This is a genomic window from Mesorhizobium sp. 128a, from assembly GCF_053848025.1.
This window is the reverse complement of record NZ_JBSPKY010000001.1, coordinates 435,719-458,997: the sequence shown is the minus strand read 5'-3', so window position 1 is coordinate 458,997 and position 23,279 is coordinate 435,719. Positions and strand designations below refer to the sequence as shown.

20 protein-coding genes are annotated in these 23,279 nt (G+C 62.4%); 14 read left to right on the top strand and 6 right to left on the bottom strand.

The features are described from left to right. Positions 1-15 precede the first annotated feature (15 nt). From ACWTU9_RS02095 to ACWTU9_RS02065, 7 genes are all read left to right on the top strand, one after another. Positions 16-792, top strand: a complete 777-nt coding sequence (locus ACWTU9_RS02095; protein ID WP_455856871.1) for a DUF427 domain-containing protein — start codon at positions 16-18, stop codon at positions 790-792. An 88-nt stretch (positions 793-880) separates the two neighbouring features. Beyond that, positions 881-2,524: an ABC transporter substrate-binding protein gene (locus ACWTU9_RS02090; protein WP_455856870.1), complete on the top strand. Its 1,644-nt coding sequence runs from the start codon at positions 881-883 to the stop codon at positions 2,522-2,524. 37 nt (positions 2,525-2,561) lie between these two features. After that, positions 2,562-3,521, top strand: a complete 960-nt coding sequence (locus tag ACWTU9_RS02085; protein WP_455856869.1) for an ABC transporter permease — start codon at positions 2,562-2,564, stop codon at positions 3,519-3,521. A gap of 8 nt (positions 3,522-3,529) precedes the next feature. Next, positions 3,530-4,399, top strand: a complete 870-nt coding sequence (locus ACWTU9_RS02080; protein ID WP_455856868.1) for an ABC transporter permease — start codon at positions 3,530-3,532, stop codon at positions 4,397-4,399. 100 nt (positions 4,400-4,499) lie between these two features. Further along, on the top strand, positions 4,500-4,985 hold the full coding sequence (locus tag ACWTU9_RS02075) for a hypothetical protein (RefSeq protein ID WP_454575877.1): 486 nt from the start codon (positions 4,500-4,502) through the stop codon (positions 4,983-4,985). A 166-nt stretch (positions 4,986-5,151) separates the two neighbouring features. Further along, entirely contained in the window at positions 5,152-6,591 is a 1,440-nt protein-coding gene (locus ACWTU9_RS02070) for an aldehyde dehydrogenase family protein (protein WP_455856867.1), read from the top strand. Positions 6,592-6,605: 14 nt separating this feature from the next. Continuing rightward, positions 6,606-7,187, top strand: a complete 582-nt coding sequence (locus ACWTU9_RS02065) for a DUF1349 domain-containing protein (protein ID WP_455856866.1) — start codon at positions 6,606-6,608, stop codon at positions 7,185-7,187. 84 nt (positions 7,188-7,271) lie between these two features. On the opposite strand, the gene ACWTU9_RS02060 is transcribed toward ACWTU9_RS02065, so the two are convergent. Further along, a complete protein-coding gene (locus ACWTU9_RS02060; RefSeq protein ID WP_455856865.1) occupies positions 7,272-7,664 on the bottom strand; it encodes a nuclear transport factor 2 family protein in 393 nt (130 codons plus the stop codon). A gap of 112 nt (positions 7,665-7,776) precedes the next feature. On the opposite strand from ACWTU9_RS02060, the gene ACWTU9_RS02055 reads away from it, so the two are divergent. Further along, complete coding sequence (locus ACWTU9_RS02055) at positions 7,777-8,727, top strand: LysR family transcriptional regulator (RefSeq protein WP_455856864.1); 951 nt, start codon at positions 7,777-7,779, stop codon at positions 8,725-8,727. Here ACWTU9_RS02055 and ACWTU9_RS02050 read toward each other — a convergent pair. Further along, positions 8,724-9,506, bottom strand: coding sequence for a helix-turn-helix transcriptional regulator (locus ACWTU9_RS02050; RefSeq protein WP_455856863.1), 783 nt, complete (start codon positions 9,504-9,506; stop codon positions 8,724-8,726). The genes ACWTU9_RS02055 and ACWTU9_RS02050 overlap by 4 nt on opposite strands. 110 nt (positions 9,507-9,616) lie before the next feature. Between ACWTU9_RS02050 and ACWTU9_RS02045 the strand changes: the two genes are divergently transcribed. The 5 genes from ACWTU9_RS02045 (at position 9,617) to ACWTU9_RS02025 (ending at position 16,991) form a co-directional block, all read left to right on the top strand. Then, entirely contained in the window at positions 9,617-11,776 is a 2,160-nt protein-coding gene (locus tag ACWTU9_RS02045) for a hydantoinase/oxoprolinase family protein (RefSeq protein WP_455856862.1), read from the top strand. A gap of 12 nt (positions 11,777-11,788) precedes the next feature. After that, positions 11,789-13,993, top strand: a complete 2,205-nt coding sequence (locus ACWTU9_RS02040) for a hydantoinase B/oxoprolinase family protein (RefSeq protein WP_455856861.1) — start codon at positions 11,789-11,791, stop codon at positions 13,991-13,993. Beyond that, complete coding sequence (locus ACWTU9_RS02035) at positions 13,990-14,478, top strand: acetone carboxylase subunit gamma (RefSeq protein ID WP_455856860.1); 489 nt, start codon at positions 13,990-13,992, stop codon at positions 14,476-14,478. Before ACWTU9_RS02040 ends, ACWTU9_RS02035 begins: the two co-directional genes overlap by 4 nt. A 93-nt stretch (positions 14,479-14,571) precedes the next feature. Beyond that, positions 14,572-15,399, top strand: coding sequence for an SDR family NAD(P)-dependent oxidoreductase (locus ACWTU9_RS02030; protein ID WP_455856859.1), 828 nt, complete (start codon positions 14,572-14,574; stop codon positions 15,397-15,399). Between the two features lie 308 nt (positions 15,400-15,707). Further along, the gene (locus ACWTU9_RS02025) at positions 15,708-16,991 is read left to right on the top strand and encodes an O-antigen ligase family protein (RefSeq protein WP_455857122.1); all 1,284 of its coding nucleotides are present in this window, start codon (positions 15,708-15,710) and stop codon (positions 16,989-16,991) included. 124 nt (positions 16,992-17,115) lie between these two features. On the opposite strand, the gene ACWTU9_RS02020 is transcribed toward ACWTU9_RS02025, so the two are convergent. The 3 genes from ACWTU9_RS02020 to ACWTU9_RS02010 form a co-directional block, all read right to left on the bottom strand. Next, the gene (locus tag ACWTU9_RS02020) at positions 17,116-18,207 is read right to left on the bottom strand and encodes an acyltransferase family protein (RefSeq protein ID WP_455856858.1); all 1,092 of its coding nucleotides are present in this window, start codon (positions 18,205-18,207) and stop codon (positions 17,116-17,118) included. A 196-nt stretch (positions 18,208-18,403) separates the two neighbouring features. Then, positions 18,404-19,681 (bottom strand): polysaccharide biosynthesis/export family protein, encoded by a 1,278-nt coding sequence (locus tag ACWTU9_RS02015; protein ID WP_454587607.1) that lies wholly within the window; start codon positions 19,679-19,681, stop codon positions 18,404-18,406. Positions 19,682-19,845: 164 nt separating this feature from the next. Then, positions 19,846-20,523, bottom strand: coding sequence for a sugar transferase (locus tag ACWTU9_RS02010; protein ID WP_455856857.1), 678 nt, complete (start codon positions 20,521-20,523; stop codon positions 19,846-19,848). Positions 20,524-21,129: 606 nt separating this feature from the next. Here ACWTU9_RS02010 and ACWTU9_RS02005 point away from each other — a divergent pair. After that, the gene (locus tag ACWTU9_RS02005; protein ID WP_455856856.1) at positions 21,130-21,402 is read left to right on the top strand and encodes an exopolysaccharide production repressor exox; all 273 of its coding nucleotides are present in this window, start codon (positions 21,130-21,132) and stop codon (positions 21,400-21,402) included. Positions 21,403-21,443: 41 nt separating this feature from the next. Here ACWTU9_RS02005 and ACWTU9_RS02000 read toward each other — a convergent pair whose 3' ends face one another. Beyond that, a complete protein-coding gene (locus tag ACWTU9_RS02000; protein WP_455856855.1) occupies positions 21,444-23,279 on the bottom strand; it encodes an ABC transporter ATP-binding protein in 1,836 nt (611 codons plus the stop codon).

Here is a 23,279-nt window from a genome sequence, read left to right as displayed (position 1 = left end):
CCAGGAGCAACCGACATGACAGCAGCGCCCAAACTGCAGCCCCGCGAAGCCACGGCTCCGCAGCTTATCAATGTCCTGCACAGCCCCAAGCGCATCCGGGCGAAATTCGCCGGCCGCACCATCGCCGACAGCCGCAATGTGCTGGTGCTGCGCTCCAACCATTTCCTGCCGATCTATTTCTTCCCGGCCTCGTCGGTGGACCGCTCACTGCTGAAACCGTCCGAGTATCGTGAGCCGCATCCGGTCGGTGGCGAGACCACCTATTGGGGCCTGGAGACGGGAGAAAATGCCTCGCCCAACGCCGCATGGTCGTTTGTCTCCCCGCCGGATGAAAACCTGTCCCCGCTGGCCGGCCGCATCGCCTTCACCTGGAAGGCGGTCGACCAATGGTTCGAAGAGGAGGAAGAGGTCTTCGTCCACGCGCGGGACCCCTATGCGCGCATCGATGTTCTGCAGAGTTCAAGTCATGTCCAGATCTGGTTCGACGGCGAACTGATCGCCGACAGCCATCGCCCCGTGCTTCTGTTCGAGACCCATCTGCCGACGCGTTTCTACCTTCATCCCGACGATGTCAGGCTGGACCGGCTGGTCGCCTCGGACAGCACGACGCGCTGTCCCTACAAGGGAATCGCCTCCTACTGGTCCGGCCGGCGCGCCGACGGCTCGGTGAGCCCCGATATCGCCTGGAGCTACCGCGATCCCATCGATGAAGTCGCCAAGATCAAGGGCCTCATCGCCTTCTACCCGCAAGCCGTCGACCGCATCCATCTCGACGGCGAACCCGTCGCTTAAGCAATTCCAGGAAAAGTGTGAGCGGTTTTCCGTCCGGAATTGCGTGAAACAAGATCCTTTCAACAGTCATTCAGACAGGGGTTTCAAAATGACCAAACGCAACGATATCGATACGCTTCGCAATCTGTCCGGAGACATCTGGAATGTCGCCGTCGACGAGCACCAGGCCGGCTTCCTCAAGCGCCGCGACCTTCTGAAATACGCCGCCCTGATCGGCCTCACCGGCTTTGCCGCTTCGCAGGGTCTGGTTGGTTTTGGCTCGGCGCGCGCCGCCGGCGCTGGCGGCACGGTCCGCGTCGGCCTGGGTCAGCCGACCAAGGCCATCGATCCCGTCTCGATAACCGATCCGGCCAGCATCGGCGTCATCAGCCAGGTCGGCGAATATCTCATCCTCGACGATCCCAAGGACGGGCTGCAGCCCAAGCTCGCTTTGTCCTGGGAGGCCGACGAGACCGCCAGCCGCTGGACCTTCAAATTGCGGCCGGGCGTGAAATTCCACGATGGCCGCACGGTCACCGCCAAGGACGTGGTGGCGAGCTTCGAGCGCCTGGTCGATCCGGCCAGCGGTTCATCCGCTTTGTCGGCCTACAAGGGCATCCTGTCCAAGGGCGGCGCCAAGGTCGTCGACGATGAAACCATCGCCTTCGATCTCGACGGTCCGAACAGCAACTTCCCCTTCTACGTCTCGTCCGACGTCTATAATGCCGTCATCCTGCCGGCCGACTATGCCGGCGACTTCGAGAAGACCTTCAACGGCACCGGCCCGTTCAAGCTCGAATCCTTCCGCCCGAAGCAGGGCGCTAGCTTCGTGCGCAATCCCGATTATTGGGGCGACAAGGCGCTGCCCGACCGCGTCGAGATCAAGTTCTTCGACGACGAGCAGGCGCAGGTGCTGGCGCTGCAGGCCGGTCAGCTCGACGTCATCCCGAGCACGACGCGCCTGGAACTGGCGATCGAGGGCAATCCCAACTTCAAGCTCTTGAGCGTGCAGGCGAGCTCGCATGACGAGGTGCACCTGCGGACCGATCAGGCGCCGTTCACCGACAAGCGCATTCGCCGCGCGCTGGCGCTCACCATCGACCGCGAGGCGGTGGTCAAGGGCCTGCTGAAGGGCCGCGCCATTGTCGGCAACGACACCCCGTTTGCGCCGATCTTCCCCTCGGCCGATCCGTCTGTGCCGCAACGCAAGCAGGACATCGCCGAGGCCAAGCGCCTGCTCGGCGAGGCCGGCGCGCCGAACGGCTTCCCGGTGACGCTGACCACCGAACGCGCCTATGACATTCCCGACTATGCGGTGCTGATCCAGAACTTCGCTAAGAAGGCCGGCATCGACATCAAGCTGAACGTCCTGCCGCAGGACGCCTATTACGGCTCGGCGAAGTTCGGCAGCTCGCCATGGCTCGATTCCAATCTCGGCATCACCGATTTCGGTCATCGCGGCACGCCCGACATCTTCCTCAACGCGACGCTGAAGAGCTCGGGCGCCTGGAACGCGGCGCATTTCAACAACCCGGCCTATGATGGGTTGCTGCTCGAATACGGCAAGGCCCGCGACCTTCAGGCGCAACGCCTGGCCGCCGGCAAGATCCAGACCTTGCTGCTCGACGAGACGCCGCTGATCATCAGCTACTTCTCGCAATACAGCCGTATCGTCTCGTCGAAGGTGGAGGGTGTCCGCTTCACGGCGATCTCGCATCTGCTGCTCGATCGCGTCACCTTCGCTCAGGCATGATCGCCAGCCGTCCAGCCAGGCCGGGAGCCGTAACCCGATGCTGACCGGCCGCACTTTGTCGGTGCGGGCGGCCACGCTTCTGCTCACGCTGTGGCTCGTCAGCATGCTGGTGTTCTTCGCCGGGCAAGTTCTGCCCGGCGATGTCGGCCGCCTCATGCTCGGGCCGTTCGCCGACGCCGAGGCTGTGGCGGCACTCAACAAGCAACTGGGCGCCGACCAGCCGGTTCTCGTCCAGTATTGGCATTGGTTCAGCAATGCGCTGTCTGGCGATTTCGGCACCTCGTTGTCGCTGCGCCTGCCGGTGGCGCCGTTCGTGCTGGAAAGCCTCAAGCGCTCGGCAGCCCTGGCCGGCGTTATCCTCGTCTTTCTGCTGCCGCTCGGCATTGGCGCCGGCATCATTGCCGGGCTCAACCAGGGTCGCTTCATCGACCGGCTGATCGTGCTCGCCGGCGTGTCCTTCGGCATCGTCCCGGACTTCGTCTCCGGCCTGCTGCTGCTCATCGTGTTCGGCCTGTGGCTGAACTGGTTCCCGATCACCGGAGCCGCACCCGACGGCGCCGGGCTGTGGGTCAGCTTCTACTATCTGATCCTGCCGGCGCTGCCGCTGGTGCTGAATCTCGCCGGCTATATCGCCCGGATGACCCGGGCCGGCGTGATCGAGGCGCTGGCCGCCGACTACACGCGCACCGCCGTCCTGAAGGGGCTTGAGCGGCGCGAAATCCTCCTCCGGCATGTGCTGCGCAATGCACTGACGCCGACCATTGCCGTGCTGGCGACCCAGACCGGTTACATGCTTGGCGGACTGGTGGTCATCGAAGCGCTGTTCGGCATACAGGGCCTCGGCAATCTTGTGCTTAACGCCGCCAAGTCGCGCGACTTCCCGATGCTCGAAGCCGGCGTCCTGGTCATGGCGACGATCTTCGTGCTGTCGGCCGCTGCGGGCGATCTCGTCAACGCCTTGCTCGATCCGCGGCAGCGCCGCCGTGTGTCGTCGTGATGGAACCGATGGAATTGCCGCGCCGCGGCGCGCTGGGCTGGCGGGCAGCGAGCCGGATCCGCGAGGCTGCTTTGCAACTGCCGCCCTCGGTCATCGTCGGGTCGCTGATCCTGCTGTTCTGGGTCGGCTGCGCGGTGTTCGGCCACCTGTTCGTGCCCTACGACCCCTATGCCGAAGATTTCCTCGTCATGTTGGCGCCGCCCGACGCCGCGCACTGGCTCGGCACCGACCAGCTCGGCCGTGACGTGCTGTCGCGTATCGTCGTCGGTTCGCGCGACATCCTGCTGGTCGCGCCGGCAGCAACCCTGCTCGGCGTTGCCGCCGGCAGCGTGCTTGGCCTCGTGCTCGGCTATTTCGACGGGCTGGTCGATGCCATCGGCGCAAGGCTGCTCGACACGCTGATGGCCTTTCCCTTCATCGTTCTCGTCACCATGACGCTGGTCGCGCTCGGACCGTCCAACCTGACCGTCATCCTGGTGGTCGGCATCGCCTATGCGCCGCTAGTGGCAAGGACGGTTCGCGCCGCCGTGCGCGAACAGCGCGAACGCGACTATGTCAGCGCCGCTCGGCTCGGCGGCGAGAGTTCCCTTGCCATCATGTTCCTGGAGATTCTGCCCAATGTCCGGGAAACCATCCTCATCGAACTGGTCACAAGGCTCGGCTACGCCTTCTTTTCGATCGCGACGTTGAGCTTTCTTGGCCTAGGCATCCAGCCGCCTTCCGCCGATTGGGGGCTGGCCGTCGCCGACGGCTACGGCTTCCTGACCGGCGGCAAATGGTGGGTGGTGATCTTCAACTCCGGGGCTATCGTTTCGCTGGTCATGGCAACCAATCTGATCGCGCAAGGCATGGGCGCCTTCGAAAACAGCGATCGGTGAAGAGCGGACCGCTCAGCAAAGCTGACGCGCAATCCAGGTCCGTGCGCTAAAATCGTTCCTCGTGATTCGGCCCCGATCGGGCCTCAACGCAAGGAATGGCATGAGCAAGGCTCTCTCCACATTCGCATTGGTCGCAGTGTTCACCGCATTGCTCATGGCGCTCTGCCTGGCGGTCGCCAGGCACGGCTATCCCTATGGCGCGATCGGGGTGCGGCGGCTGGACGGCATTGCCGATGCCGGCTCGTTCCTGCCGCTCGCCGCCGTCTATTTCTTTGCCGCCATGCTGATGATGATCCTGCCCATTCGAGCCGCCGGCATCGTCTTGACCCATGCGGCGGATGCGCTGTTCTGGGCGGTGATAGCCTTGTTCGCCACCATTGTCGGCTGTCTCGTCGCCCGCTGGGCCTTTGGCCAGAGCAGCGTGCTGTGGGCGCTCCTGAACTGGCGCTTTCTGTTCGCCGCGGCAATCGTCGGCTGCCATTTCACCATGAACGAGCTGCGGCGCAACATCCTGCTGAGAAGCCTGTTCTTCGTCATCTTCGCCGCGGCGACACTGGCCTGCCTGTTCTGGACGTTTCCGACCTGACCAAGGACTGCTTCATATCGTCCATATTGAGGCCGCAGCTTTCGCAGGCGCGCCCCATCGGCTATCCAGTCTGCAGCTAACCTTTGGTCTCACAGTGTCGTCATTTGTCTGATAAATGATTCCGGCATACCGCACCGGCAGTGAACAATTACAAGGAAACCGCGACATGACCCTGTTCCGCAAGAATCTGATCGATGGCGAGTGGGTCGGCGAAGCCGGCTCGCGCAACATCAACCCGTCCGATACCGGCGATCTCGTTGGCGAATATGCCTCGGCCGGCGCCGAAGAGGCAAAGCAGGCGATTGCAGCGGCCAAGGCCGCTTTCCCGGCCTGGTCACGCTCGGCGCCGCTCGCCCGTCACAGCGTGCTGAAAAAGGCCTCGGACGAGATTATGGCGCGCAAGGACGAGATCGGCCGCGCGCTATCACGCGAAGAAGGCAAGACGTTGGCCGAGGGCATTGGCGAAACCATCCGCGCCGCCCAGATCTTCGATTTCTTCGCCGGCGAGACGCTGCGCCTGTCCGGCGAACTGGTGCCCAGCGTGCGGCCCGGCGTCGGCGTCGAGATCACCCGCGAAGCCGTCGGCGTCGTCGGCATCATCACGCCGTGGAATTTCCCGATCGCCATTCCCGCCTGGAAGATCGCGCCGGCACTCGCCCACGGCAACACCATCGTCTTCAAGCCGGCCGAACTCGTCCCCGAAAGCGCCTGGACCATTGTCGACATCCTGCACCGCGCCGGCCTGCCGAAAGGCGTGCTCAACCTGGTGATGGGCAAGGGTTCTGGGGTCGGCCAGGCCATGCTCGACAGCCCCGACCTCAACGCCATCACCTTCACCGGCTCGGTCGGCACCGGCAAACGCGTCGCCGCAGCCAGTGTCGAACATATGCGCAAATTCCAGCTCGAAATGGGCGGCAAGAACCCGCTCGTCGTGCTCGATGACGCCGATCTCGCCATCGCTGTCGATTGCGCGATCAACGGCGCCTATTTCTCGACGGGCCAGCGCTGCACGGCCTCGTCGCGCCTGGTGGTGACCGAAGGCATTCACGACCGCTTCGTGGCGGCGCTCAAGGAGCGCCTGGACAAACTCGTCATCGGCGATGCGCTCGATGCAAAGACCCAGATCGGCCCCGTCGTCGATGCGAGCCAGCTGAAGCAGGACGAAGACTATATCGCCATCGGCAGCCAGGAAGGCGCCAACCTTGCTTTCGGTGGCGAGCGGCTCGACCGTGAAACGCCCGGCTTTTATCTCAGGCCGGCGCTTTTCACCGAGAGCACCAATGCCATGCGCATTTCGCGCGAGGAAATCTTCGGGCCGGTCGCCAACGTCATCCGCGTCAAGGATTATGACGAGGCGCTTGCCGTGGCCAATGATACGCCCTTCGGCCTGACGTCCGGAATCTGCACCTCCAGCCTCAAGCATGCCACGCATTTCCGGCGCAATTCGGAAGCCGGCATGGTGATGGTCAACCTGCCGACCGCCGGTGTCGATTTCCATGTCCCGTTCGGCGGCCGCAAGGGCTCGACCTACGGCCCGCGCGAACAGGGCCGCTATGCCGCGGAGTTCTACACAACGGTGAAGACAGCCTACACATTTGCCGGCTAATCGGTGGTGAACCGATGACGGCGGCGAAAGAGGAACTGACCTGGCTCAATCCGCCGCCGTATCATGCCTTCGGTGACGACACGGTGCGTGTGCGCACCGGCAAGGAAACCGATTTCTGGCGCGAGACCTTCTACGGTTTCTGGCGGGACAATGGCCATTTCCTCTACCGGCCAGTCGAAGGCGATTTCAGCGCCGAGGTCACCGTCCAGGGCGACTATCGTGTGCTCTACGACCAGGCCGGGCTGATGCTGCGGCTGAGCGAGACGCACTGGATCAAGGCCGGCATCGAATACACGGACGGGCTGGCGTATTTTTCGGTGGTCGTCACCAATGACACATCCGACTGGTCGCTGCTCAGCATTCCCAACGATCCCGACGGCGTCCGCATACGCCTGACCCGCCACGCCGAGGCGATCCGCATCCAGTATCTGGATGTGACCGATGGCCACTGGAAACCGGTGCGGCTGGCTTATTTCCCGGTCTCCAGGTCTGTCGATGTCGGCATGATGTGCTGTTCGCCGCAGCGCGAAGGGTTTGAGGTCACCTTTTCCGGCTTTACGGTCGGCCCGCCGATTTCGCGGCAATTGCACGATTGACGGCGATTTCGATCGCGCTGGAGCATGATCCCAAAAAGCGGGTGTCGGTTTTTGGAAAAGATCATGCTCCGATAATGGGTTAGATCAGCGAAGCGGTTCGGCGTTGAACACCTTCTGGACGATCAGCCACTGACCATTGAGGAAGAGGCACGACAAAAGGTCAGTCACCTCACGCGGAGGGATTCGAAGGCTGATCTTGAGCAGTGCCATGTCGCGCACCAGGTTGATCGAGAGAATCTGGTCCTTGCGCTCGGCCCCGGTCTCTCGCGGCGACTTCAGCGTCCGGACGGTGTCCAGCCAGGCGGCGACAGGGGTAACGACGACCGTGTCGTTTTCGCCTCTCCGCGTAACAAAGGCCGCCTCGTGGAAGATGGAAGCGAACTTGTCGGCGTCCATGTCATGGGCCGCGTCGAAGTAGGTTTGAGCCAGAGCGGCCAACCCGTCTTTCCCCGGCAATTGGATGTCTGATGTGGTCATGATGGTTCCCTTCAGGTCTGGCAATGCGCTTGCTATAAGGGTTTCCCAGGCCGCGTTTAACCGGCGCGCCCTTACCAGCCTTGTTAGCTGAACTACTCAATCACAGGTAAACATGGCACGGGCAATCATGGACCCTCTCCTTCCGTCTGCTGGCGATTTCAACCAGCTCCGCGCGTTTGTGGCGGTGGCGGGCTCGCTCAATTTCAGTCGCGCTGCGGAAAAGCTAGGTGTGTCGGGTTCGGCCCTGAGCCAGATGGTCCGTGGGCTCGAAGAGCGCGTGGGCGTCAGCCTGTTCAATCGCACCACTCGAAGCGTCTCCCTGACTGAGGCCGGCGCCAAACTTTTCGCGCGCGTGAAGCCCGCCGTCGATCAGCTCGGCGAGGCGTTGGGCGAAACAAGCGAAAGCCGAGCCCACCCCGCCGGGACAGTGCGGATGCACTGCTTTCACAATGCCGCCAGCCTTTATTTGACACCCATATTGCGGGCGTTCAGCGATGCCTATCCGCAGGTGGTCCTCGACATCACGCTTGACGACACCGTGGTGAACATCGTCGCCGAGGGCTATGACGTTGCCATCCGGCTCGGAGAGGTCATCGACAAGGATCTGATCGCGGTGAAACTCGGTCCCGACCTGCGCCAGACCGCGGTCGCCTCACCCGATTATCTCGCGCGACGCGGAACACCCGCTCACCCACGCGACCTCTTCGCCCACAGCTGCATCGGCTGGCGGTGGCCTGGCCAGGCGACGCCGTACAAGTGGGAGTTCATGGCGGACGGCAAGTGGTTCGAGGTCGCCGTGGAAGGGCCCGTCATCTCGAGCCAGAAGGACTTTGGCGTGCAGGCAGCGGTCGACGGGATCGGCATCGCCTTCGCCAGCGACCAGCTGACCGACGCGCATGTCGCCGAAGGGCGCCTCGTCCCGCTGCTAGAGGCCTGGTCGGCGCCCTTTCCAGGCTACTATTTGTGCTATCCGGCACAGCGGCAAATGGCGCCGGCGCTCCGTGCCCTCATCGATAGCATTCGTCGGGGGACGCGGGGTCAGTCAGAGGCGACCAGCTCCTAACTGTCGGCGCGGTGCTGGAAGAACTGCAAAAACAGTTCCCGCTCGGTGGTGATGTCGAGCTTTTCGTAGATGCGGCGGCGGTGGTTCTTCACCGTGCCGACGGTGATGCCTAGCCGCTCGGCGATGTTGGCGGTAGGATGTCCCGCGAGTATCAGTTGCACCAGTTCACGCTCGCGCAGTGACAGCTCCGGCCACAGGCTCGTCGGGATGGTCGGCTCCTGTCGGGGCGAGGCGCCCGGCCCGGTCGGCGCCGATGTGCGGGAGAATTCGGCTCCACGCGCCTTGGTGTCCAGCGCATGCAGCGCCTCGAACACCGGTAGCCGCTCGTCCAGCAGCGCGATTTCGCTATCCCTGAACGAAGCGGTCGAACGGTCGAGGAAGATGCCCAGGCACCAGTCGCCGCCGTCGGCCAGCATGATGCCGACCTCGTCGCAGATTTCCGACTGCGCCAGGAAACCGGCTATGTACTGGCCGCGTTTGGCCTCGTCGTCGGCCAGCCGCTTCAGCGGCAGGATACCCAGCCGTCGCTCGCGCCGCCATGAGGCATAGAACGGGTCGAAGACATAGTAATTGTCGAGATAGCGCCGGACCATTTCGTCCGAGAAGCGCCTGTGCTTGATGAACTCCGGCGTTTGCGTCGCCGAATAACGAGTCACGGTGACGAGGTCGTGCTCGATATCGGCACCGATCAGGTCGATCAGGCAATCGACATGCCTGTCCGTACCGGTGGCGGCGATCGCCCTGGCCAGCGGCGCCCAGATGTTGCTGCCCATGCGCATGCCCTTTTCTCGGCGATAACGGTCAAAGCGTCATTGTGTCTTTAGGCATATGGCGCAAGGCCGCCCAATGACTCTAGCCTGGCTCCATCCTAGAGCATCCTGAGGCGACCGTGACCCAACCCAACCTCACCAGCCCCATCGTCGGCAATCCCATCGTCATCGGCATTGACGCCGGCGGCACCATGACCGACACGATCCTTGTCGATCAGGACGGTCACTTCAAGATCGGCAAATCGGCAACCACGCCGAAGAACGAAGCCGAAGGCTTCCTTGCCTCCGCCGAAGACGCGGCCGATGCCTGGGGCATCTCGCTGGAAACGCTCTTTTCCGGCGTCAACGTCGTGCTCTATTCCGGCACCGGCATGCTCAACACGCTGCTGTCGCGCACCGGCCGCTGCCTTGGCCTGATCACCACCAAGGGTCTGGAGGACATGATCCTGATGGGCCGCGGCCTGCAGGCCTGGGCCGACTATTCCTATGCCGACCGGCTGCATGCGGTCACCCATCACCATCCCGATCCGCTGGTGCCCCGCCGCCGCACCCATGGCGTCACCGAGCGCATCGATCAGTTCGGCGACGTCATCCTGCCGCTCTACGAGCATGAGGTGCATGCCGCCGCCAAAAAGCTGATCGCCGACAAGGTCGAAGCGATCTGCATCATGACCATCTTCTCGCACGTCAATCCGGTGCACGAGAAGCGCATCGCCGAGATCTGCCGCGAGGAAGTGCAGAAGGCCGGCGCCGACATTCTCGTCTACACCAGCCACGAAGTACGCCCCGTCATCCGCGAGCAGTCGCGGCTGAACTCGGTGCTGATCGAGGCCTATGCGACGTCGCGCGGCCGCAAGCAGCTCAACGGCATCGAGGACGTCTCGAAGAAATACGGCTTCAAATACGGTGTGCAGACGCTGCTGTCCTTCGGCGGCCTGACCTCCATCAACCATCCGCGCCTGCACGAAACCATGATCTCCGGCCCGATCGGCGGCATTCTCGGTGCGGCCTATGTCGGCAAGCTCATCGGCAATGACTCGCTTATCTGCTCGGACATGGGAGGCACCTCCTTCGACATGGGCGTCATCTCGCGCGGCCAGACGCGGATCGAGAACGAGCCGCTGATGGACCGGTTCAAACTCAACGTGCCGACACTGCATCTCGACACGATCGGCGCCGGCGCCGGCATGATCCTCAAGGTCGATCCGCTGACCAAGAAGGTCTCGCTCGGGCCGGAAAGCGCCGGCTCCGATCCCGGCCCGATCTGCTTTGCCAAGGGTGGCGCCGAACCCACCATCGCCGATTGCGACGCCATCCTCGGCCGCCTCAACCCTTATTATTTCCTCGGCGGCAAGGTTGTCTTGCAGGTCGAGAAGGCGCGCAAGGCCTTCGAGGAAAAATGCTCCAGCATCCTTGGCGTCGGCGTCGAGGAGGCCGCGGAGGGCATGATCGACATGCTGGAAGCTGACGCCAACAACGCGCTGCGCCGCGTCATCTCCGGCCAGGGCATCCACCCCTCGGAGTTCACCCTGCTCTCTTACGGCGGCTCGGGTCCGCTGCATCTGGCCGGCTGTTCCCGGGGCATCGGCTTCAAGGACATCATCACCTTCCAGTTCGCCGCCGCCTTCTCCGCCTTCGGCTGCACCACCGCCGATTTCATGCGCCGCCATTCGGTGTCGACGCAGCACGACATCGGCGCACGGGCAAGCGATGACGAACTGCTCGCCTTCGGCAAGAAGGTCACCAATGTCTGGAACGACCTGACCAAGGCAGCAGTCGACGAGATGATCACGGACGGCCACGGCCGCGACAAAATCAAGACCGTGCCGTTCCTGATGATGCGCTACACCGGCCAGCTCGAGGATGTCGAAGTGATGGCGCCGCTTGCCGAGGTCAACTCGACCGACGACATGCGCAAGGTCATTGACGAGTTCGAGGCGGTCTATGCCAAGGTCAACCATCGGGTGTCGCGCTACGGCGAGGCCGGCTTCACCATCACCGAGCTGGGCCTCATCGCTACCGCCGACAAGGTCAAGCCGGTGCTGCTGAAGCGCCCGCTCGGCCAATCGGATCCGGCAGCCGCCCACAAGGGTGTGCGCGAGGCCTATATCGGCGGCCGCTGGCACAAGGCCAATCTCTACGAAATGGACCTTCTGCAGCCCGGCCATGAGGTGATCGGCCCGGCCATCATCGAACATCCCGCCACCACGCTCGTCGTTCATCCGCAGGACCGTGTTCATGTCGATGAATGGACGCTGCTGCACTACACCCACGCTTGAGAGGGCATCGCCATGTTGGACAAACCTGCCTCGGTGCTGCGCCTTCGCGAAAGACTGCTCGATTCCGAGCGGCTGATGGAAGAGACCGGCTGCTATGACGGCATCACCGAGCTCACCCTGCGCAACCAGGATCCGCTGAAATTCGAGACGCTGCACACCAAGCTGCGCGCCTATTGCGTCTCGGCCCGCGAAATGGCCCGCCGCATCTCGGCTTCGCCCGGCGTGCGCGAGGTCGGCGAAATGGTGGTGGCCATCTACACCCCCGAAGGTGACGCCATCGCGCTCTCCAACGGCATCATGGTCCATGTCCATACGATGAGCCGCTTCATCAAATGGATGATCAAGAACAATTACGAGGAAAACCCGAAGATCCGCGAAGGCGATATCTTCGCCAACAACGATGCCTTCATCGGCACGGTGCAGGTGCCCGACGTCATGGACGTGGTGCCGATCTTCCATGAAGGCACGCTGGTCGGCTGGGCGGGTGCGGTCTGCCACGAGCTGGAAGCCGGCGGCATCACGCCTGGCGGCGACGTTTGCCTGGCGCAGGAACGCTTCACCGAAGGCCTTTTCGTCTGCGCCGAGAAGATCGGCGAGAATGACGAGATCCGCCGCGACTACGTCATCCGCTGTGAGCGCAATCTGCGCATGCCGATCTACTGGGTGCTCGACGAGAAGGCCAAGGTCGCCTCCTGCATCGACATGCGTGAAAGCGTCAAGCAGCTGATCTCCGAGATCGGTTTGGACTACTGGATGAAGGTGTCGAAGGAGTTCATCGAAGAAGGCCGCCGCGCCCAGCTCGCCCGCACCCGCCAGCTCACCGTGCCCGGCATCTACCGCGGTCATACTTTCTACGGTCACGTCACTGCGGGTAAACCAGGCTTCCAGCTGCTCGGCGATCCGGACTGGCTGTACAACATCCCGATCGAGATGGAGATCACCACCGACGGCAAGATCACCATGGATTTCGAGGGCACGCAGCCCTGGGGCTACCATTCGATGAACTGCACGCCGGCCGGCATGGATGGCGGCATGTTCGTCACCTTGACCCAGCACATGAATTTCGAAGGCCTGGTCAATGACGGCGCCTGGATGGCGACCGAGCTGAAATTGCCGCATGGCACCTGGACCAACCCCGACAACGAGATGGTGGCGACCGCCACCTCATGGGCGCTGCTGCTGCCCGCCTATGGCGTCTTCCAGCGGCTTTTGTCGCGCAGTTTCGTTGCGCGTGGTTTCGTCGAGGAAGCCTTCGTCGGCCAGGTCAACAGCCCGATGATCGAGATGGGCGGCGAAAGCCAATACGGCACGCCGTTCGGCATGGCGCATTTCGAATGCGCCGCCGCCGGCTCCGGCGCGCTGGCCATCGCCGACGGCCTCGACACCGCCTATGTCGGCTGGAATCCGGAATCCGACATGGGCAACATCGAGGTCTGGGAACAGTCCATGCCGATGATCTATATCGGCCGTTCGATCGTCCCCAATTCGGGCGGCGCCGGCAAATATCGCGGCGGCTGTTCCTTCGTCTCGACCTGGCTGATCAACAAGACCCCGCATCTGCGGCTCCACACCTCGGAGCACTCCTCGCGCGTTTTCGACAATGGCGGCATGTGCGGCGGCTATCCGGCGCCGACCTGCCAGAAGCATCGCGCGGTGCGCAACTCCAACATCCATGAGCTGGCGGCAAAAGGCGAACCGCTGGCGCATGCGCCGGGCATCGACCCGCATGTCTCGGACTACGAGAAGACCATCGGCGGCGACCATGTCCTGGTCGAGGGTCCCTACATCACCTCGCCGCACAAGTCCGGCGACATCTTCAGCCATTCCTACAATGGCGGCGGCGGTTACGGCGACGTGCTGGAGCGCGATCCGATCAAGACGGCCTGGGATGTCGAGAACGGCTACCTCACCCGCGAAGCGGCGATCCAGATTTTCGGTATCGTGCTGAAGGACGACGCCGACGGCTATCCAGTTGCCGATATCGACGCCACGGTCGAACGCCGCGCCGCCATGCGCAAGCAGCGTTTGGTCAAGGCAATACCGGTTTCGGACTGGATCGACGCCGAGCGAAGCCGCATCGAGAAAGCCGACTTCGCGCCGGAAGTGAAGAAAATGTATGCCAGCGCGATCAAGCTGTCGTCGCGCTTCACCAAGGAATTCAGTGATTTCTGGACCGTCGACGCCAGATCGATTTTCATGCCGGGAGCAAAGCCATGACCTCATACAGCAAGGAAGTCCTCGGCGATCTGGCCGCCGGCAAGCTGCCCTGGCCGCAGACCAGGCGCGTCATGAGCGCCTACAAGGATGATGACCGCTTCTTCAAGATGGTCGCCGTCTATCAGGATCGTGTTGCCTGGAAGGACCCGATCCTGCTGCCGGTCTCGGATCATCTCTTCATCTGCCAGAGCGGCGGTGAGCGGATCACCCGCTGCGAATGCGGTCATTCCTTCGGTGACTATCGCAAGAACTGGAAGCTGAAGGCCGCGATCATCGTGCGCAACACCGAAGAAGCGCTGCGCGAAATCTACCCGAACAGCGACATTCCCGATCCGCAATGGATGGAAATCCGCGAATTCATCTGCCCACAATGCGGCACCATGCACGAGGTGGAAGCGGCGGCACCCGGCTATCCGATCGTGCATGATTTCGAACCGGATCTCGAAGGGTTCTACCGCGAATGGCTGGGCAAACCACTCTCGTGATGTCGTGGCCAGCGCCGCAGGCAAGGTAGCGCTCGTTGCCGGGCTGGGTCTAAGACTATCGCATCAGATTTCGGCATCGGAGTTCCATTGCCTATGACAGACCTTTCCGGCCGCAGCGCCATCGTCACCGGCGGGTTTTCCGGCATGGGCTTGGCCATTGCCACGGCACTGGCTGAAGCCGGCGCCAATGTCGCCGTCGGCTCCTACATCGCGCCTGCCGGCGCCGACAGATCCGACGCCGCCTATTATCCCGACGCCGATGAAATCGAGCGCGTGCGTTCGACCCTGTCGGCGCATGGCGCCAAGGTTCACGCTGCTCATCTCGATGTCCGCGACAGCGAGGTGACCAACCAATTTGCGGCTGACGCCGAATCCGCCATCGGCCCAGCCGACATCCTGGTCAACGCCGCCGGCACCACCGCCGAGCAGCCAGTCTGCGGCCATTCCGACGCCCTGTGGGACAAGATCGTCGACACCAACCTGACCGGCGCCTTCCGCGCCACCCGCGCCGTGTTGCCCGGCATGATCGAGCGTGGCTGGGGCCGTATCGTCAACATCGGCTCGACGGCCGCCACCGTCGGCTGGAAGGACAATCCGGCCTACTGCGCCTCCAAGGCCGGGCTGCTGGGTCTCACGCGCTGCGTGGCGCTGGAGGGCGCCGCGCACGGCGTCACCTGCGTCATGATCAGCCCGACCTGGGTCGAGACCGAACTGATGCGCCGCAATGTGGCGCAGGTCGTCGAGCGCGAGGGCAAGGGGCGCACGGCCGAGGAAGCGATGGCCGAGATCGCCAAGGGCAATCCGCAGCAGCGTATGCTCCAGCCGCAGGAGATTGCGGCCCTGGCCGTGTTCCTGTGCTCGGATCTGGCCAAGGGCATCACCATGGAAAACATCCAGATCACCGGCGGAGCGCTGTGGTAGCGGCCAGGCCTGATTTTGCTTGAAGCCGCATTCGTGCCATCTGGCTGTTGCATGATGGTTCTGGCTGGCGGGATTGCCCGTGACAACTTTTCCATTGAGTGACAGGCGATACAGGTTATATTGCACTGCACAATGGATGCCCGCAGATCGGGCTCCGGCAAAGGCGGGTTCTGGCGGTCGCGTGCGGCCACCGGCGGGTGTCACGCCCGAGGCCTGACGCGGAAAAGCCGGTTCATGGGCGCTTATGCGCGGCTGAAAGGCGGCGTGCCCAGTTGAAAGGCGGCATGGATGAGAAATCCGGTACGTATATGAAGATCCCGAAATCCATTCTGATCGATCCGGACAACAACAAGGCCTATGCCGCCTTCGCCGTTGCCGTATCGGTCTTTGCCTTCGCCTATTCCACCAATTTCGGCAAGATCCTGATCCTTGCCTATTATCTGGTGTGGCTGCCGCTGCTGTTCGTCGACTACCGGCGCTTCACGCGCGATCTTTCCAGCACCTGGCTGCCGCTGCTCTTTGTCACCTATATCTGTCTTTCGGTCTTCTGGTCGCAGGCGGCCGGCACCAGCGCGCGGGCGGGGCTGCAATATTTCTCGCACATCCTGTGCGCCTACATCGCCGCGCGCACCATAAGCGTGCGCACGCTGGTGCTGGGCTCGCTGATCGGCATCTTCATCGTGCTGCTTTATTCGCTGAAGGTCGCCGGCTATGCGCTCGACACGATCGACGGCACCACCAATTTCGTCGGCGCCTTCGGCTCCAAGAACCAGGTCGGCTTCTTCGCCTCGCTGGGCATCTTCTTCTGCCTTGCCTTTCTCGTCTTTTACCGGCGCAACTGGATGAGTTTCGTCTGGACCGCGCCGATCATGCTGTTGTCGGTCTACATGCTGGCGATCGCCCAGTCGGCGACCTCGGTCGCCTCGCTGCCGGCGGTGATCGGCATCGTTGCCTTGCTCACCGTGAGCAAGATCCTGTCGCGAGCCTATCGGCGCGTCATGTTTGTCGTCGGCGCCGTCGCGCTGGTCGTGGGTGTGGTGGCCGCCCTCAACCTCGGCCTGCTCGACTTCGTGCTCGGCATCTTCGGCAAGGATTCGACGCTGACCGGCCGCACCTATCTCTGGGAACAGGGCTGGCTGGCGGCGCAGCAGCATCCAGTACTCGGCTATGGCTATGCCGCCTACTGGATACAAGGCTTTGCCGATCCGGAACGGCTCTGGGCGGAGTTCTACATTTCGACCCGCACCGGCTTCCATTTCCATAACACCTATATCGAGACCCTGGTCGAGCTTGGCTTTATCGGCATGACCATACTGGCGCTGACCATCCTGCGCTCCTTCTGGGGCCATGTCTCGAAAGTGGTGTTCGGCGAATGGAGTGCCGATTCGGTGGTGCTTGCCGGCGCGGTCGGCTTGATGCTGGTCCGCTCCTTCTTCGAGGTCGAGATACTCGGCCCCTATTTCATGGCCTCGTTCATCGTCTATTACGGTCTGTTCAAGCTGCGCCCGGTGCCGGTTGCCAGGGCAAGGCGGGTCTATGCCCCCGTGCAGGATGAGAAGGCCGCCAGCGGCCGCATGCCGGCACGCGTCTAGAGCAATTCCAGGAAAGTGTGAAGCAGAGTTCCCGGGAAAAGCGCGTACGCCCCGGAAGATTGCTTCAAAACAAGACGTTGGAGCGGATCGCCGTTTCCGTGAAACGGTGAGCCGCTCGGACAGATCAGGCGACGGCCCGCTTGCGCTGCGTCAGCCGTTGCAGGAAGCGGCGCAACGGTTCGTCGTAAATGCGCGTTGCAATATCGGCGATGGCGATGACCGAAACCGCCATGACGATGCCGAACCAGGGATGGTGCGCGAACGGGTCGATCGAGGCGGCCTTGCCTGCGCCGGCGATGATCATCAGCATCGGCGTGTGGATGATGTAGATCGGGTAGGAAATCCGCCCCAGCCAGCCATAGAGGCCTGACAGGCGGGCAGCGGTAGGCGCCACGGCGCCGATCACCACCAGGGCCGGGAAGACGAAGACGATGCAGGCGAGATCGTAGGCAACGCGCGCGCCGCCGGCCGGCGCAATGGCAAAGACCATAAGCGTCAGCGCGATGGCGGCCTCGACCCACCACCCACCCCGCACGAAGCCGAGGCTGCCTTGATAGCGCGCTATGGATCGGCAAAGCAGCACGCCCAGGAAGAACGAGAAAAAGACGCGCGGCAGGCCGCTGATGATGGTCTTGCCAGTCATGCCGAAGTCGAGCGTGCCGGCCACGATCGAGGCGACCACCAGCAGCGCCAGGCTGACGGCGATGAGCACGCTCAGCACGCGTCTCGACAGCAGGAAAAAGACAGCGACATAGGCGATGTTGACGATCAGCTCGAAGAACAGCGACCACGAGGCGGGATTGAGCGGAAAGATCGTGTGATAGGCATCGCTGACCAGCGGAATGAACAACATGCCTGTCGTCAGCATGGTACCGATCTCGGAGATCGGCATGTACTCCGCAGGGATCAGCCTGTTCTTGACCAGCAGATAGAAGAAGCCGAGCAGCGTGCCGGCAAGGTAGAGCGGGTAGAGGCGGATCAGTCGGATGGCCAGGAACGTTCCGAAGCCCATGCCGTTTTCGATCTTGCGGTCATAGGCATGCGCGATGACGAAGCCGCTGAGCAGGAAGAACAGGTCGACCGCGAGATAGCTCGACGGCAGCACCTTGCCGTCGGCCAGGAATGGCGAGAAGTGGTAGAGCATCACGCTGATCGCCGCCACGCCGCGGATGGCATCGAGATTGATGTAGACATGGCGTGGGGCGGCGCGCTGCATTGTATGCCTTCAAGCGGTCGAAACGGTCAAAGCAATTCCAGGAAAAGTGCGACGGTTTTCCGTCCGGAATTGCCTACAGACAAAGAGCGGGATCGGTTCGCCGATCCAGCCCGCCCGCACCTGGCGCGAACGAGCCGAAATTGTTCTTCCCGTCTTCCTCGCGCGAGTCTCGTCGAGCGAGCCCCGGGGTGGCCGACTATTGGCTGGCCGTCGGCGCCAGCTTCACCTTGATGACGTCGCCCGGCAGCACCGGTGTGTCTTCCTTGGCCTCGATCTCGCTTGTCTTGCCGTCGGAAACGCGCACCAGCGAATAGAGAAAGGTCGGTTCCTGACTGCTTGTGATGGCGGCCGTCGTGGCGGGATCCGATGCCTGGGCTATCAGGCCCTTCTGCATGCCCACCCTGAGCGCGGCCTCGTTCAGGTCGGCTTCGACCTGCTGCCGGCTGGCGGCAAGGTTCGAATTCAAGGTGTTCTGAACATCGATGGCGTCCTGCGATGCCTTGCTGATCGACTGCCTGGCGGTGAGGATGGCCGTCTCATAGTCGAGAATCTGGCCTTGCAGATTGGCGACGGACTGCTCCGAACTCAGTACGCGAGTGTTGACGACCAGGCCCTTCTGCACCAGCGGGCTGATGCTTTCGAGCTGTTGTTTGGCGAGGTCGACCTGCCGCTGCTGGTTGACGATCTTCTTCTGCAGCGCTTCGATTTCGCCCTGCAGGACCCCTTTCAATTCGTCGAGCGCCTGCAGCTTCAGCTTCAGCGCCTTCTGGTCGGCGGTCAGAATCTGCATTTCGTCGGCGACGATGGCCTGAAGTCGCGGATCACCCTCGACCTCCTTCGGCACCTCGAAATTCGCCTTGCCGGCGAGGTCCGCGTCGATACGGGCACGCTTGACGATCAGCCGCACGCGCTGGTCGTCATAAATGTCGAAATTGCCTTTGGCGGTCACCAGGTCCTTGCCCAGTTGCGGGCCATAGTCGGCGTTGCGCCTGTTGCCGCCGGCGATGCTGACCGCCTTCAGCACGGTCAGATCGGGCACATAGGGAAACTGGCCGGGCGTCTGAATCTCGCCCGAGATGTAGAACGGTCGGAACTGCACCATCTCCACCGAGGCTTCCGGCTTGTCCGACAAGGCAAGCTTGCGCTGCAGGGCGACGCTGATCGCGGCCGCGACCTCCGAAGTGGTCTTGCCGGCCGCAGGCAACTCACCCACGAACGGCACCGACAGGGTTCCAGCAGGACCGACCGAATATTCGCCGTTTACCGCCGTCCAGTCACGGAACGTGCCTTCGACGGTCTGCCATTCGGCGACGCGGATGTTGAGCTTGTCCTGCGAGCCGAGCCGGTACTCGTCGGCCATCGCTGGACTGGAAAGCGCCGGAACCGTGAGCGACAGTGCGAGGCACGTGGCGACGAGCCGTGCCGGCCGCATCGGGCCGGCAAGGCGAAAATACGCTGATATGTCTGTTTTCAACTGAGCGTTTCCGATCCGTTTTGGCCCCATCCGCCCGATAGGCCTGCTGCCGGGTGCTGGTTGAGCACCGCGGCTGCAATGCAAGGCCGGCCCATCGCCGAATGGCTTTGGACCGGATTGGCTTCGGGCCGGTACCTGCCCGATTGCTGACCAGTTGCGGTCGGTCAGTAGGAACCGCGCGACATCCACACCGCAGGCACGGTCTTGAGGATGATGCGAACGTCTTCGAACAACGACCAGTTCTCGACATAGTGACGGTCGAACGCGACGCGGCTGTCATAGGAGACATCGTTGCGCCCGCTGACCTGCCAGAGGCCGGTCAAGCCAGGCCGCGACTTCAAATAGTAGACCGCGGCGCTGCCATAGATCTCAAGCTCGTCGCGCACCACGGGACGAGGCCCGACAAGGCTCATGTCGCCCTGCAGGATATTGATGATCTGCGGCAATTCGTCGAGGCTAAGCTTGCGCAGAACGGCGCCGACGCGGGTGACGCGCGGATCGTTCTTAAGCTTGCGGGTCGCGATCCATTCGGCATTGGCTTCCGGGTTGGCCGCCAGATAAGCGGTCAGCACGCGTTCGCCGTCTTCGACCATGGTGCGGAACTTGAGGCAGGGGAAAATCCGCCCGCCGCGTCCAATTCGCTTGTGGCCGTAGAAGATCGAGCCACCGTCGGAAAGCTTGACCAGAAGGGCCACCATCAGGAACAGCGGGCTGAGCGCCACCAAGCCGACAAGTGAACCGAAAATATCGAAACTGCGTTTTAGCAGCCCGCCGATCGGTGGCGGAAAATCTATGCCGACCTGCGAAAATGCCGCATTGGCCGACTTGGCAACATCCCTCATGCAAAAGCTCCATACGTTGAACGGATGGTTTATGTCACGATATCAAAAAAATGCTGCAGCGCAACACACAATTTCCTATACGAATGAAATAGTCACGTCATGAATTGACTAAATAATAAACGCGCCCTGCCCAAATTTTGCCCTTTATGGCGAGTTTGTGACGAATAATTAGCAACGACAGGAAATGTAATGCCTTTTTCCGGCCAAAATTGGCCGAATCGTCCTTCCCTGCAAAGGGAATGGCTTTAACTGATTTTCGAATCACTCGTTTTGCCAAATTAATCAAATAAAATACTAATCAACATTGTAGATTCTACTCAAGTAGAAATCGTTTGGCGAGTAGGCCACCACCCCTACGTGTGCATCGCAGCATGGCAGAGTCTAACGCGTTGGCCGACTGAAAATTATCGCCGGTTGCCCTTGCCGTCAGTTTCGCGCCTTAATAGAGTCGCAAATTATTCCTGTTAGAGTCTGGATGGGTTGGGAAGGCCGGAAGCAACCGGCCGAAAAAGAGCAGCTAAATAAGCTCGCATGGCGAATGGGGAGATACTCGGGTGGGTAAGTCATCGCTTTTGCATGCTCGGGCCGGTTGACGGGCCGCCGATCATGTCGTTACCAAAATTCGTCATTGGAATGGTCTTCGCCCTCGCGATCGTGGTTGCGTGGTCCTATGTCGACGGCGCGACGATCACCACAACGGTGCTCCGCGTCATCGGCTGCGCTGTCCTCATCCAGATCGGCTATTTCCTGCTGGTCTATGTGATGATCGCCAGGAGCGCTCCGACATCGGCAGACAGGGCTCGCGACGCCGGAAGAAGCCTCGGCGCTGAAAAGGCGGCTGAAGGCGAGAAGCTCTCGGCCAGGCGCAGCGTGCACTGAACAGTCTGAGGCCGCGACGTCGGCCTCGGATCATCGCCGATCTAGCCGGCCTCGGCCGGCTCCGGTTCCGATTGCTCGCCTGAAAGCATTTTGGACAGGCGGCTGCCGGCCTTTGCTTTCAACCTCTGATATTGTCCGACTTCGACGATGCGGCCGGTTTCGATCGCAACCACCCAGTCGGCGAAGGCGATCATCGACGGCCTGTGCGCAATGGTCAGGATGGTCATCGATCCGCGCAAGCCGTCGATCGATTTGGCGATCAGGGATTGGTTCTGCCAGTCGAGCGCGCTGGTCGCCTCGTCGAGAATGAGCAGCAAGGGCTTGCGCAGCAGCGCGCGTGCCAGTGCAATGCGCTGGCGTTCGCCGCCTGAGAGCCGCACGCCGCGATCGCCGACCACCGTGTCGAGCCGCAACTCCAGCCGCTCGACAAAGTCGGCGCCATGCGCGGCGCGAAGTGCAGTCCACAGCTCTGCGTCGCTGGCCTGCGGTGCGGCAAGGCGCAGATTGGCAGCGATCGTGTCGTGCAGCAGGAACACATCCTGCGGCACATAAGCTACCTGGTCGCGCCAGCGCCGGCGGTTGGCAGCATTGATCTCGACGCCGTCGGCGAGGATCTTGCCTTCGCTGGGTTCCAGCAGGCCGAGCAGCATGTCGGCAAGCGTGCTCTTGCCCGATCCGGAAGGACCGATCAGCGCCGTCACCTTGCCGGCGGGCAGGCCGAAGGTGACATCGCTCACCACCGGCTTGCCGCCAGCCTCATAGGCAAAGGAGACGTTGCGGATGTTGAGCCCCATATCGAGCGACAGTCTAACATCGGATTCGGCATTCGCCGGTTCGCGCTCGGCGTCGAAACGCGCCTGCATGTCGCGCATCGAGGCATAGGCAGGCAGGTTGATCAGCACCTGCTGCGCCTGCATCTGCAAATCCATGAAGCGCGGCGCAATGCGCATGAACACCAGAAGCAGCACGACGATCTCGGCCAGCGAGAGGTTGAAGCGGACCAAAGCGACATAGATGAACAGGCTGAGGCCGATGACGCTGGCGACCTGGAACAGAGCGGTGCCGATGGTGCTGTTGCGCACATAGTTGATGTTGTCGGCCTTCATCTTCTCCAGCGTCGCGCGAAGCTGCGCGTAATAGGTCGCCTCGACATTCAGGCTCTTGGCCACCTTTATGCCGCCGAGGAACTCCGAGACCGTTCGGTACTGTTCCTGACGATTGGTGGTCAAAACCCTGCCGAAGGCGCTGGCCCGCGCGCGAAACGGTTGCAGCGCCAGGAAGGTGACGATGCCGACAACGATGGCGAACGCGGTCATGACGGGCGAAATGAACAGCGACACCACCAGATAGCCCGCCAAAAGGACGGCGATCTGCACCAGCATCAGCAGCGAGAAGGCGGCCGACTGCACGCGGTCGATGTCACCGGTCAGCGCGTGGTCGAGGTCGGAGCTGCGCATGCGCGCAAAAATCCCCCACCGCGCTTTGCCGATGCTTTCGAACAGGTTCATGCGCAGTCGGTTGATGAAGTCGAGCAGCAGCCGCGCCATGTAGACGGATTTGTAGCGGTTGAACGCCGCCTGCAGCGCGACAAGCCCGACCAGCAGGCAAAGCACCGTCGTCAGTTGCAACGTGCCGTCCGGCGCCAGCCAGCGCACGAAGTCATTGTCAGGCAGCCTGACGGCGAAGTTCTGTTCGGGCCGCCCGACCAGATGCAGCAGCGGCACCAGAAGCAGGATCGAGATGCCTTCGGTCAGGCTCCCCAGGATCAGGAACAGCAGCGCGGTCAGCGTCCTGCGCCCGCCGATCCGGGCCATGGCGGCGCCGAAACCGGCGACGTCTCGGTAAAACGAAAGGCGAAGGATCTGCGATGCGGACAT

What these genes read in the sequence shown, in the direction of transcription:
- ACWTU9_RS02095 (WP_455856871.1), top strand. Translation starts at nt 16, where the DNA reads ATGACAGCAGCGCCCAAACTGCAGCCCCGCGAAGCCACGGCTCCGCAG.
- ACWTU9_RS02090 (WP_455856870.1), top strand. Translation starts at nt 881, where the DNA reads ATGACCAAACGCAACGATATCGATACGCTTCGCAATCTGTCCGGAGAC.
- ACWTU9_RS02085 (WP_455856869.1), top strand. Translation starts at nt 2,562, where the DNA reads ATGCTGACCGGCCGCACTTTGTCGGTGCGGGCGGCCACGCTTCTGCTC.
- ACWTU9_RS02080 (WP_455856868.1), top strand. Translation starts at nt 3,530, where the DNA reads ATGGAATTGCCGCGCCGCGGCGCGCTGGGCTGGCGGGCAGCGAGCCGG.
- ACWTU9_RS02075 (WP_454575877.1), top strand. Translation starts at nt 4,500, where the DNA reads ATGAGCAAGGCTCTCTCCACATTCGCATTGGTCGCAGTGTTCACCGCA.
- ACWTU9_RS02070 (WP_455856867.1), top strand. Translation starts at nt 5,152, where the DNA reads ATGACCCTGTTCCGCAAGAATCTGATCGATGGCGAGTGGGTCGGCGAA.
- ACWTU9_RS02065 (WP_455856866.1), top strand. Translation starts at nt 6,606, where the DNA reads ATGACGGCGGCGAAAGAGGAACTGACCTGGCTCAATCCGCCGCCGTAT.
- ACWTU9_RS02060 (WP_455856865.1), bottom strand. Translation starts at nt 7,664, where the DNA reads ATGACCACATCAGACATCCAATTGCCGGGGAAAGACGGGTTGGCCGCT.
- ACWTU9_RS02055 (WP_455856864.1), top strand. Translation starts at nt 7,777, where the DNA reads ATGGCACGGGCAATCATGGACCCTCTCCTTCCGTCTGCTGGCGATTTC.
- ACWTU9_RS02050 (WP_455856863.1), bottom strand. Translation starts at nt 9,506, where the DNA reads ATGCGCATGGGCAGCAACATCTGGGCGCCGCTGGCCAGGGCGATCGCC.
- ACWTU9_RS02040 (WP_455856861.1), top strand. Translation starts at nt 11,789, where the DNA reads ATGTTGGACAAACCTGCCTCGGTGCTGCGCCTTCGCGAAAGACTGCTC.
- ACWTU9_RS02035 (WP_455856860.1), top strand. Translation starts at nt 13,990, where the DNA reads ATGACCTCATACAGCAAGGAAGTCCTCGGCGATCTGGCCGCCGGCAAG.
- ACWTU9_RS02030 (WP_455856859.1), top strand. Translation starts at nt 14,572, where the DNA reads ATGACAGACCTTTCCGGCCGCAGCGCCATCGTCACCGGCGGGTTTTCC.
- ACWTU9_RS02025 (WP_455857122.1), top strand. Translation starts at nt 15,708, where the DNA reads ATGAAGATCCCGAAATCCATTCTGATCGATCCGGACAACAACAAGGCC.
- ACWTU9_RS02020 (WP_455856858.1), bottom strand. Translation starts at nt 18,207, where the DNA reads ATGCAGCGCGCCGCCCCACGCCATGTCTACATCAATCTCGATGCCATC.
- ACWTU9_RS02010 (WP_455856857.1), bottom strand. Translation starts at nt 20,523, where the DNA reads ATGAGGGATGTTGCCAAGTCGGCCAATGCGGCATTTTCGCAGGTCGGC.
- ACWTU9_RS02005 (WP_455856856.1), top strand. Translation starts at nt 21,130, where the DNA reads ATGTCGTTACCAAAATTCGTCATTGGAATGGTCTTCGCCCTCGCGATC.
- ACWTU9_RS02000 (WP_455856855.1), bottom strand. Translation starts at nt 23,279, where the DNA reads ATGTCCGCATCGCAGATCCTTCGCCTTTCGTTTTACCGAGACGTCGCC.